Below are 10,976 nucleotides of genomic sequence, written 5' to 3' on the forward strand. Positions count from 1 at the left end.
TCCTCTCTTTCTCCGTATGTCTTACATATAACCCAACAAACTTGGTAAATAAGAGGCAATTGCTGGAATGTAAGTTACCATTAACACGACCACAATAAGAGCTACTATAAATGGCAATATCGGTTTTACAATATCATCAAATTTAATTTTAGCAATACTACTTACCACAAATAGATTTAACCCAACAGGTGGGGTAACTTGTCCTATAGCCAAATTTATCGTCATAACTATGCCAACAACTAGTGGATTGATATTTAAACTGCGCATAATTGGCAAAAATATCGGAGTAATCAATACTATACAGGCAATGGAATCTAAAAACATGCCAGCTATAAGCAAGACAACGTTAAACAATAGTAAAATTAGATAAGGATTCTCCGTAATGGAAAGGACAAGGCTGCCTATCCTCTGCGGAACCTGCTCGCTCGCCAAAAACCACCCAAAGAACATGGCAGCCGCGATCAACATGAGGATGTTGGCGGTGGACTTTGCGGAATCCTCGGTCACTTTGAATAGATCTTTCCATCTCAATTCGCGATACACAAACTTGCCAATTATTAACCCATACGCAGAAGCCACAATGGCCGACTCGGTCGGAGTGAAAACTCCGCTATATATACCACCCAATATTATTATCGGCATTAATAATGCAGGAAAGGCATCAACAAAAGAAACAAAGAACTCTTTAAAGCTAAAAGACCCCTCGCCCACATAGCCCTCTCTCTTAGAAAAATAATAATTGAGAACCATAAGCGCTACGCCCATCAAAATGCCCGGGAATATGCCACCAAGAAATAGCCCAGCTATTGAAACTTCCGCATTGACTCCATACACAACCATTGGAATGCTCGGTGGTATTACTATGCCTATAGTTCCAGCGGCTGCGATCACCGCAGCAGAATATTTTCTATCGTAGCCCTTTTCTTCCATCGGAGGGATCATAATGCTACCAATAGCAGCTGCCGTGGCAGGCGACGACCCGGATATGGCGGCAAAAAACATGGAAGCGAGAATGGAGACCATAGCAAGCCCGCCTGTAATAGCTCCTACAACAGAATATGCAAACCTGACCAACCTCTTAGAAATGCCGCCTCTCGTCATTATGTTCCCAGCGAGGATAAAAAATGGGATGGCCATCACGGGGAAAGAGTTGACACCTTTGACCATCATTTGAGGAGCTATCATCAACGGGACGGAAGTGCCAAAGAGCGTAGCAAATATGCCCGCTAATATCAGAGAGAAAGATATCGGTATCCCAATTAATAGAAATACAAAGAAAAACACAAAAGAAAGTAGCGCCATTCACATCAACTCCTCATCAATTAGTTGCCTTTTGGTTAATGGTACAAATCAAGTGATAGGCAAAATTAACGGCAGACAGCAAAAAACCCAAGGGATAAGCAAAATAAACATAGGCCATCGGTATTTGCATAGAAGGCGCAAGTTGAGCAAAAGTCCTCCTGGTTACGTCCCAACCAACTTTTGCGAGAATTAAAGCCATAAAGATGCAGACGGAATAAGCTATAACAGTAATAACCTTCTTTTTGCTAAAACTAAGCCTGCTCACAAAATATTCCACCCCTACGTGGCCAAGCTCCTTCACGGAAACGGCGGAGCCCAGAAAAACGACCCATACGAAAAGAAAGCGCGCGAGCTCTTCTGTCCAGCTCAGTGGCAATTTGAAAACATAACGAAACAAGACTTGGATCAAAGTAACTATACTCATAATCGTAAAGAGGGGCACTATAATCAAAATGACCATTCTATTTAGCTTATTAATAGCCATATTAAAGGCGTGCACAAGATCACCACCTTTGTAGATAAGCCATCGAGTAGGAAGAGTTTGTATCTACTTCCTACTCGATGATCACGCAATATAAATCTATTTGGATGTAGCTATTATTTCGTTAAAAACATCTCCAAACTTCGGTCCGTACTTATCGTAAACCGGTTGAACGGCCTTCTTGAATGCGGGAATATCGGGATTCTCGACAAATTGAACGCCTTTATCTTTTGCCTCTTGCAAATATTGTTTATCCCTCTCCGCTGATAAGTTTCTCTCATAAGCACCTGCTTCGATGGCGGCCTCTTTAAGAGCTTTTTGTTGGTCGGGAGTCAACCTCTCCCAAACCAGTTTGCTTATTATCAACGGCTCAGCTGTGTACAAGTGACCCGTAAGGGAACAATGTTTCTGCACTTCGTAAAATCGCGATTCGATCAAGTGAGCCAGTGGGTTTTCTTGACCGTCAACCACTCCAAGTTGCAATGCCGAATAAAGTTCACCGAAAGAAATCGGCGTAGGAAGCGCTCCCAACGCTTTGAACGTGTCGATGCTCACGGGGCTTTCTGGAACGCGAATTTTAAGCCCCTTGAGATCATCCGGCGTATGGATCGGCCTAACGTTGTTCGTGATGTGCCTAAACCCATTTTCCCAGTATGCCAAAATCACCAGCCCGACGCCCTCAACCTTTTTGGCCACACGCTCACCAACAGGACCATCTAAGATGGAGTATGTCTGTTCTCTGGTAGTGAATATGAAAGGCAAGTCGAACACTCCGATGAGCGGTTCAAAGTTAGACACGATCATCGAAGAAGTGAGGACCATGTCGATCGTGCCAAATTGCGCTCCCTCTGTGCTCTCCCTTTGCGGCGCCAAAGAGTCCGAAGGGTAGACCTGCACCTTGACCTCGCCACTGGTTTTTTGCTCAACCAATTCAGCGAATTTTAGTGAGCCAAGTTGGTAGTGATGGGTGGGAGCACCCGTATGGCTCAGCTTCAGGAGAACCTCCTTAGCCGAAGCTCCCGAAGCAAAAAGCCCCAATACAAAAAAACTGAGAACTAATATCACGGCAAATGACCTCTTCATATAGTGACACCTCCTGCCTCTTTATTTGATGAGCTCAAAACTCTTGATCCCTCACGCGCCTTTCAAACAAACTAAAGAAGGTGCTGCTTTGCGTACTCGATTAAGCCGCCTGCTTCTGCTATTTCTTTGGCCAGCCGCGGCATGGGGCTGGCTTTAAACTTGAGGCCGCTGGTAACGTCCTCTATAGTTCCGCTTTCCAGGTCAACTGAAAGTTCGTCCCCATCCCCAACGGCATCCACTGCTTCCGGTGCTTCCAATATGGGAAGACCTATGTTGACACAATTCCGGAAGAATATCCTGGCAAAAGATTTGGCAATGACACAGGAAATGCCCAAACCTTTAAGGGCAAGCGGCGCGTGTTCTCTCGAGCTGCCGCACCCGAAGTTCTCCTCAGCCACCACGATGTCTCCTGGTTTAGCACTTTTGGCAAAATCGGGGCGGATGTTTTCCATACAGTGTCTACCTAATTCTTTGGGATCCTGTAGGTTTAGGTATTTCGCAGGTATCACAGCGTCCGTGTCCACATCCCTGCCGAATTTCCAAACACGACCCTCGATCTTCATGAAAGTACCTCCTCTGGGCTCCCTATGCGTCCCAACACGCCAGAAGCGGCCGTTACTGCTGGGTTAGCGAGATAAACTTCACTTTTTGGATGTCCCATCCTGCCGATGAAGTTTCGATTGGTGGTAGAGATTGCCTTTTCGCCCTCAGCGAGCACACCCATATGCCCTCCTAAGCATGGTCCACATGTTGGCGTGCTGAAAGCAGCGCCGGCATCCAAGAAGATCTCTACGAGGCCTTCTTTTAAGGCATCTTTGTAAACGCGTTGCGTGGCTGGTATGACAATCATCCTGACATGAGGATGAACCTTTTTGCCTTTTAGCACGGAAGCCGCTATCTTTAAATCTTCCAACCTGCCATTTGTGCACGAGCCGATTACAACTTGATCTACAGATATACCTCTGAGCTCGCTCACGGGCTTGACGTTTGCCGGGCTTGATGGACAAGCTACCAAAGGCTCCATATCGTCCACATCTACCCGTATCTCTTGAGCAAAGTGAGCATCTGGGTCGCTGACCTCAGGGACAAACGCCTTTTTCGCCTTCGGTTTGACGTATTCGATGGTTTTTTCATCTGGCTCGATAAAGGCCGTTTTTGCCCCGGCTTCAACCGCCATATTGCACATGGTAAACCTGCCATCCATCGAAAGCTCTCTTATGGCAGCGCCTGAAAATTCGATAGCCATATACCTCGCTCCATCAACCCCGATCTCGCTTATTGCTGCCAACACCAGGTCTTTGCCGCCGACCCATGGGCGCAGTTTTCCGCTGAAGACAAATTTGATCGTTTCTGGCACACGAAACCAGAGTTTGCCTGTTGCCATAGCCACGGCCGCGTCGGTGCTGCCGATACCTATGCCCAGTGCACCCGCGGCACCATATGTGCATGTATGAGAATCGGCACCGACTATCAAGTCTCCTGGCAAGGTCAACCCCTCTTCCGGGAGAAGTGCGTGTTCAATTCCCATCCTTCCGATTTCGTAATAATGCGTTATTCCATGTTCGCGGGCGAATCCTCTAAGAAGCTTTGAATTTGAGGCCGATTGCACGTCTTTGTTTGGCGTAAAGTGATCGGGCACCAGGGCTATTTTGTCTTTATCGAACACGGTTTTTGCACCAATTTTCTTGAATTGCTCTACAGTTAGAGGAGAGGTTATGTCATTGCTCAAGACCAAATCCACATTGGCAAAGACGAACTCCCCTGCTCTTACATCTTTACCTGTATGCTTTGAAAATATCTTTTCGACCGCAGTCATGCCCATGATCCCATGCCCCCCTTCAGTTCAATCGGCTGCGCTTCTCCCCGTGGCGTATTTGCGCTCCTTTTCGCGGATCGTCGGCAGGCCTACGAGCTCATTAAACTTGTCGAAGGGTATCATGCGCTCGAGCATCCCGGCAGTGGTGCCAGTTTTTTTAAGCTCATTCATGAGATCCAAAACCGCTTTAGCTTCGACATAAGTAGAAGAAACTGGGTATATGGCTATGTTGTAGCCTATTTCCTGTAGCTCTTGAGCAGACAAAAGAGGGGTTCTTCCGTGCTCTATCATGTTGGCTAAAACCGGCACTTTGAAGCTTGATGTGATCTTTTTCATCTCTTCTACCGACTCGGGAGACTCGACGAAGATTATGTCGGCACCCGCTTCCTCGTAGGCCTTGGCTCGCTCTATAGCCGCATCGATACCGAAGTTGGTCCGCGCGTCTGTACGAGCCATTATCATGAAGTCATCATCAAATCTGGCATCGCAGGCTGCTTTGATCTTACCGACCATCTCCTCTGTCGATATCACTTCTCTACCGAGCATGTGACCGCACTTTTTGGGAGCCACTTGGTCCTCTATCTGAATGCAAGCCACTCCTGCCTTTTCGTAGAGGCGCACCGTCCTTTGCACGTTTATGGCGTTGCCGAAGCCCGTATCGCCATCGGCTATAACGGGAACACTTACAGCTTCGACAATGTTAGCTGCCCTAAAAGCCATCTCAGTTTGTGTTAAAAGCCCTACATCGGGTTGACCGAGCACGCTGGCCGATGTGCCGTAGCCTGTCATGTAAACAGCTTCAAAACCCGTCATTTCGATGATTTTAGCTGTGAGGGCATCGTGAGTTCCTGGTGCTACCAATATTTGGTTACGAGACAGAAGCTCCCTTAAGCGTTTTGCAATCTTGTTCACCACGTCCATGTTCACCTCCACATAAATTTAGACAAACTCATAACTACAGAGCAGCGGGCTTTTCTTCAGGCAGAAGAGAGCCTGTATCTGTTTTTTTCTGGACGTCTGCGAAGCCCGTTTTACGCCGCACGAAGTAGCTGTAAGCGCGGTTCTCCTCGAGCGTCTTGATGTCAGCCCGGCGAAGTGCTTTAATCACTTCGTAGTGAAGGCGTGCCGTCTCTTCCAAGCTTTCGGCATGCTTTAAGTCTTCCATGATGCCCAAGAGGATTTGATAATGTATATTTGTCAGTATCTTCCGCGTAAGCCGTAAGCCCGATTTTCTCCACAAGTACTGGTGGAACTCTATATCCAACGCCATGAATTTGGGCAAGATCACCTCCCTAAGAGCTTCTTCCTGAGAAGAATCGACCATCTTATCGACGAGATGCACCAGGTACGCCAGATCATCCTCTTCTAACCTCTTTTTATTGATGAGGTCTTTGTATATCTGCATCTCCAAGAAAAAGCGCAAGTTGTAAAGTTCCTCCATCTCGTTCTCGGTGAAAGCAGCCACATAGCTGCCTTTTCGCGGAACTATCTTCACTAACCCTTTTGCCGCAAGCTCGCGCAGGGCCTCGCGAATTGGAGCCTTGCTCACCTCAAGCTCAATTGCAATGTCTGATTCGTTCAGCCAATCCCCAGGTTTGTACCTCCCAGAAAAGAGAATAAGGTCAATTATCTTATCTCGCACGGCAGCGGAAAGGCTCTTATAGGCAAGCATATTTTCCATTTATTCAGTCCCTTCTACTTTCGAAAGTCGAACGATTGTGATAAAAGGATAGCATAAACAACGCAAGGAATGCAACTCTGACTTTTATTAACCATATAAATTGAGTCTAAAGTCCTACTGGTATCGAATAATAGTTGCACCTGAGTGTCCAGATAGCTTACCAATAATACTAAGGAAGGCATGCACTGTTTTGTTCTCTTAGGTCCCACTCTTCTTGAGAAATGAGACATGGGGCAATCACAGGGCAGTCCAAACATCTTCGCTTGTGTCAACGTCTGGTAAAGGACTTGGCAAGAATATGAACTGTTTAAATGTCACCTATATATTTACAAACCACCTCAGGATGAGAAAGAGGCTTGCTGAACATCCTCAGAGGTGTGGTGTTGCGACAAATTAACCAAAGGACAGAGGAAAAGGTGGTTAATGCCTGGTGCATATTGAGATACGGTTTTTTTAAAGTTTTTGTTCAAGAGTTTCTTAGAGTTTTCTTAAAAAAGTTACCGAGAGCCCAAAGACATGTGGCCTAAGGGCTCCCGGTAAAAATATGACCTTTACTGTTTCAAGCCCGCCAATATCTTTTCAGGTTTTGCGGGTAACTCCTTGATGCGGATGCCGACAGCGTTGTAAATGGCGTTGAGGATAGCAGCGTGTGAAGCGGAATGCGGCAGCTCGCCGGTCCCGCTGGCTCCGAAGGTGCCGAATTCGCGGGGCGTTTCCATGTGGATCAGTTTTATGTCGTCTGGGATATCTTTGGCGTAAGGCAGGCCGCAACTGATGAGATTATCGTGTTTGTGTACATCGTCGAAATCTTCCGTCAGCGCAAAGCCGATGCCCTGGGCGATGCCGCCGTATAACTGCCCTTCCACCACGGCGTAATTGTTTATCTTCCCCACATCGTCCACGAGGGTGAACCTTTCGACAGTGGTTTTGCCGGTGTTGACATCGACGGCCACCTCGGCCATGAACACGCCGAACTGGTGGTTGGCGAAAGGATAGCCCTGGCCGGTCTCATCGTCTATCGGCACACCAAATTGCACTTCGCCGTCGACGTTACGGAGCGTAGCCTTCCAGTAACCTTCGTAGGTCGTGGGGATTCCTTCTTCAATCATCTCTTCGTAAGTTCGGTAGGTTCCGTCGGGTCTGCGCATCGCGTCGAGCAATTGCCTGCAGCTGTCCACGATCGCACCGCCCGTCATCACCTGGCTCCTGCTGGCCGAGGCGTTACCGCTGTTTGGCGCCTTGGCCGTGTCGTTGCAGACGAGCTTAATTTGCTCAGGTTTTATGCCGATGGGTTTTAACGCTTCGTGCGCCGTGCCAATACAGCCGATATCAGCCCCCTGACCATGATCTTCCCATGTGTTGTATAGGATTACGCCATCTTTGGTCAGCTCGATAGCACTGTGAGATTCGTCCGGGCCGTCCCTGTTGCAATCGTAAATGCCGATCGACACGCCGACTCCTCTTTTGACTGTATCTGTTGAAAGGGCAGCTGCCCGTTTCTTCGCCTCTTCGTAAAAAGGCTTGATCCTCGTTACCATTGCCTGGAGCGGATACACTTCAGGCTTTTGTCCGCTCGGCATCGTTCCGCCTGGGCGGATAAGGTTTTTCTCCCTAAATTCGAGCGGATCCATGCCCACTTTTTCGGCGAGCATGTCCATGGCGACTTCCTCGGCGAGATAAGTCTGAGGTGCGCCGTAACATCTAAAGGCACCGCACCATTTGTGATTTGTGAAGAAGGTATAGCCACGGCCACGGATCCTTTCAACCCCATAAGGCGCTCCCATGAATTGGGCCTCTCTGTTGGTGAGGTCCTGACTGGCTTCCGAATAGGGCCCATGGTCGACATACCAGGTGTGCTCAAGCCCCACAAGCTTCCCCTTTTCGTCGGCTCCTATGCGAAGCTTTATGAGGAAGGGGGAACGCTTAGGCATACGCAGGATATTCTCCTTCATGTTGAGCCGCATGTAAACGGGCCGTCCCGTGGCGATGACGCAGGCACCGATGAGGGCTTCATTGGTAACGGCTATCTTGTATCCAAAGGTGGCGCCTGTGTTGTTCTGGACCATGCGGATCCTTGAGGGTGGCACTCCCAAACCGCGGGCTATCGCCGTTTGGTGCAGATATAAGGCTATGCTTTTGTTTTGAATTGTTAGACGGCCTTCTTCGTCGAAATAACCGAAGCCACAATCCGTTTCAATCGTCAAATGTGGCTGCCTGGAACTCAGGAACGTTTCTTCCACCACGTAGGGGGCCTTGTCCAAAAGAGGAGCCGGGTCCTCTCCCTTTACTATGGGCCGTTTGTTGAAGCAGTTAGGCATGTCGTCGATGCCTTCGATCTCGTCATAGACCTTGATGGCGTCTTTGGCCATGGCGTCTTTGATGTTAAGCAGTGGCGGAAGTTCCTCCAGCTCGACTTTCACCTTTACGGCAGCGGCCCTGGCTTCTTCCTCTGTAGTTGCGCAAACGATGGCCACCGCCTCTCCCCATTGGCGGATCTTGTCTCCTTCCTCTACGAGGATGCGGCGTTCCCAGCCGTTGGTCGTGGCGGTTTTAGAGCCCACTTGGCCCCTGATCCTGTTCGTGCCCTTGTTAGCGTAGATGTCTGCTGTCGTTACGATCTTATATACTCCTGGCATCTTTTCGGCTTCGCTGAAGTCTATCTTTTTGACTATGGCGTGGTGAGTTTCGGGACATACGCAAACGGCAAATAACGTCTCGTCGGGCAGCTTTAACGCCACGTCATCGCCAAAGTCCCATGTACCGGTGGCCTTATAGACTGCGCTTGGCCTCGGGAACCTGCTGCCCCAGACCGAACCATCCCTGCCTAACATTTCAGAAAAATCCGTCATCTCTTCTTCGCCCCGGAGGACTTTAGCGGCAAGCATTACGGCATCGACTATTTGTATGTAGCCATTACACCTGCAGGCGTTGCGGTTTTTGTGGAACCACTCTCGGACCTCTTCGCGAGTTGGGTTCAGGTTTTCGTCCAGTAAGGCCTTTGAGCTCATAATGAAACCTGGCGTGCAAAAACCGCACTGTATGGCGCCAGTTTTTACGTAAGCCCACTGAAGCGCATGAAGCTTGTCGGGCGTTCCCAAACCTTCTATGGTCAAAATTTCAACGTCTTCTGGCACTCTATCCCATCTTACGATGCAGGAACGCATGAGCTTGCCGTTCATGATGACTTCACATGCTCCGCATTGGCCTGATCCACATCCGAGCTTTGTGCCCGTTAAGCCCAGTTGTTTTCTTATTATGTTGACTAGCATGGTGTCGGGGGAGGCTACTACGTGATGAGGATATCCATTGACCCTAATGCTTTTCCTTAAGTACTGTTTCATGATTTCCCTCCTCGTTTTTCTCGGATGCCTAAAGCGGTTTTTATAAGTCCTCCTCCCTTCCAACCGTACGTTTTGCTTTAAGCATTCGCTTTAAATCGTTTTAAGGAGGTTAAAAAAGGGTCACCTCTTATTAAGGAGGCGACCCTTTTGCCAAAGAAGGCTTACGTTTTTTGTAAGCGCTCTTCAGCGCCTCCTCCTTTCCAAATAACGGGAGGCTTTCCCGTTTCCGGGAAAACCTATCGGTCGCCGCCCATAGGGAATAGAGAATTCCCCTTAGGCACGACGACTCGGAGGTTTGGTTTTATAAAATCTCTTAATTCTAATACCTTATGCCTTTACCTTATATACCTTGACCGCTTAGAACAGGTTTATGACGATGCCATTACACGAACGCTGCTTTAGGAAGCTACATAGAAGCTATATACAGGGCTAAAGATGCGAAATTTAGCCTACAGGAAAACTTTGCGCGTTTCGGCAATAGCGAGGCCATCGCCAAAAAGCACTCCACTCCATGACGAGCAAAAAATCCACAAGCGCGGCGTTAAGCAGTAAAAGTTAACCAAAGGGGGCAAAGCCAGCAACAGAAAGCTTTTCCGCATAAGGGTCAGGGCGCGACACGCCTTCGGCGCCGTCAAGAATATACTCAGTTTCGTCAAGGTACATTGCAAGGACCTGGCCAAAAATACGAACTGCCTGTGTATCGCTTTCGCCCTCGCTAACCTCTTCATGGTGACAAAGAGGCTTCTTGAGCATCCCTCGAGATGTAGTGCCTCCAAAAACTGGTCAAAAGGCCGGGAAAAGCTAAAAACTCAGGCTAATAAAGCCCTCAAAAAAATGCAGAGACTACCTAACATATATTGAAAACGGTCACTTTCACGCCGATTCTTCCACAGTACGCACTGTTATCAATTTCAAGTGATAAAAGGAAAAGGACAGGTACGAACAAAGTCTCTCACATGTTTTAATGTCACTACAGCCACCTTACAGCTATCTTTTGCATGCTCATTTTTATGCAATCTCGTTTCTCTCGAGGAATTTTTTGCTTCCACATGATTTTAGCAATCGACTCCTCCGCTGTCAACCTACCGAGTTGCCTCACTTAAAAATCAAAGTGAAATTATCATTCCAATCAACCCGAAAATCCGGAAAACTTTAATCATCGTACGCCTCATCGCCTCAAGTTGTTGGCTATACGGAGCAGCTCATCAGCAGTCTGAATGGTTTTGGAGTTGGCTTCGTATGCCCTTTGAGCGATGATCATGTTGACCATCT

Annotated in this window: 10 protein-coding genes and 1 riboswitch; all 10 genes read right to left on the bottom strand. The window is 48.1% G+C overall.

Annotated elements, in window-relative coordinates; translation table 11 throughout:
* Window positions 1-21 precede the first annotated feature (21 nt).
* Window positions 22-1,302 carry a TRAP transporter large permease gene (locus EZM41_RS00340; protein WP_198468283.1) on the bottom strand — a complete coding sequence of 427 codons (1,281 nt, stop codon included), beginning with the start codon at window positions 1,300-1,302 and terminating at the stop codon, window positions 22-24.
* Window positions 1,303-1,318: 16 nt separating this feature from the next.
* Window positions 1,319-1,801 (bottom strand): TRAP transporter small permease subunit, encoded by a 483-nt coding sequence (locus tag EZM41_RS00345; protein ID WP_198468285.1) that lies wholly within the window; start codon window positions 1,799-1,801, stop codon window positions 1,319-1,321.
* A gap of 81 nt (window positions 1,802-1,882) precedes the next feature.
* Window positions 1,883-2,866: a TRAP transporter substrate-binding protein gene (locus EZM41_RS00350; RefSeq protein ID WP_198468287.1), complete on the bottom strand. Its 984-nt coding sequence runs from the start codon at window positions 2,864-2,866 to the stop codon at window positions 1,883-1,885.
* Window positions 2,867-2,937: 71 nt separating this feature from the next.
* Complete coding sequence (locus tag EZM41_RS00355) at window positions 2,938-3,429, bottom strand: 3-isopropylmalate dehydratase small subunit (RefSeq protein ID WP_198468289.1); 492 nt, start codon at window positions 3,427-3,429, stop codon at window positions 2,938-2,940.
* Window positions 3,426-4,688, bottom strand: coding sequence for a 3-isopropylmalate dehydratase large subunit (gene leuC, locus EZM41_RS00360; protein WP_198468291.1), 1,263 nt, complete (start codon window positions 4,686-4,688; stop codon window positions 3,426-3,428). Before leuC ends, EZM41_RS00355 begins: the two co-directional genes overlap by 4 nt.
* A gap of 21 nt (window positions 4,689-4,709) precedes the next feature.
* On the bottom strand, window positions 4,710-5,603 hold the full coding sequence (locus EZM41_RS00365) for an isocitrate lyase/PEP mutase family protein (RefSeq protein ID WP_446697792.1): 894 nt from the start codon (window positions 5,601-5,603) through the stop codon (window positions 4,710-4,712).
* A 34-nt stretch (window positions 5,604-5,637) separates the two neighbouring features.
* The gene (locus EZM41_RS00370; protein WP_198468292.1) at window positions 5,638-6,363 is read right to left on the bottom strand and encodes a GntR family transcriptional regulator; all 726 of its coding nucleotides are present in this window, start codon (window positions 6,361-6,363) and stop codon (window positions 5,638-5,640) included.
* Between the two features lie 551 nt (window positions 6,364-6,914).
* Window positions 6,915-9,704 carry a molybdopterin-dependent aldehyde oxidoreductase gene (locus EZM41_RS00375; RefSeq protein ID WP_198468294.1) on the bottom strand — a complete coding sequence of 930 codons (2,790 nt, stop codon included), beginning with the start codon at window positions 9,702-9,704 and terminating at the stop codon, window positions 6,915-6,917.
* A 178-nt stretch (window positions 9,705-9,882) separates the two neighbouring features.
* Window positions 9,883-10,009, bottom strand: a riboswitch (molybdenum cofactor riboswitch).
* Between the two features lie 250 nt (window positions 10,010-10,259).
* Window positions 10,260-10,457, bottom strand: a complete 198-nt coding sequence (locus tag EZM41_RS00380; RefSeq protein WP_198468296.1) for a hypothetical protein — start codon at window positions 10,455-10,457, stop codon at window positions 10,260-10,262.
* A 415-nt stretch (window positions 10,458-10,872) separates the two neighbouring features.
* Window positions 10,873-10,976, bottom strand: a 104-nt coding sequence (locus EZM41_RS14130) for a flagellar basal body rod C-terminal domain-containing protein (RefSeq protein ID WP_342449181.1), incomplete at its 5' end; no start/stop codon positions are given.

The sequence above is a fragment of the Acetomicrobium sp. S15 = DSM 107314 genome (assembly GCF_016125955.1).
Taxonomy (GTDB): Bacteria; Synergistota; Synergistia; order Synergistales; family Thermosynergistaceae; genus Thermosynergistes; species Thermosynergistes pyruvativorans.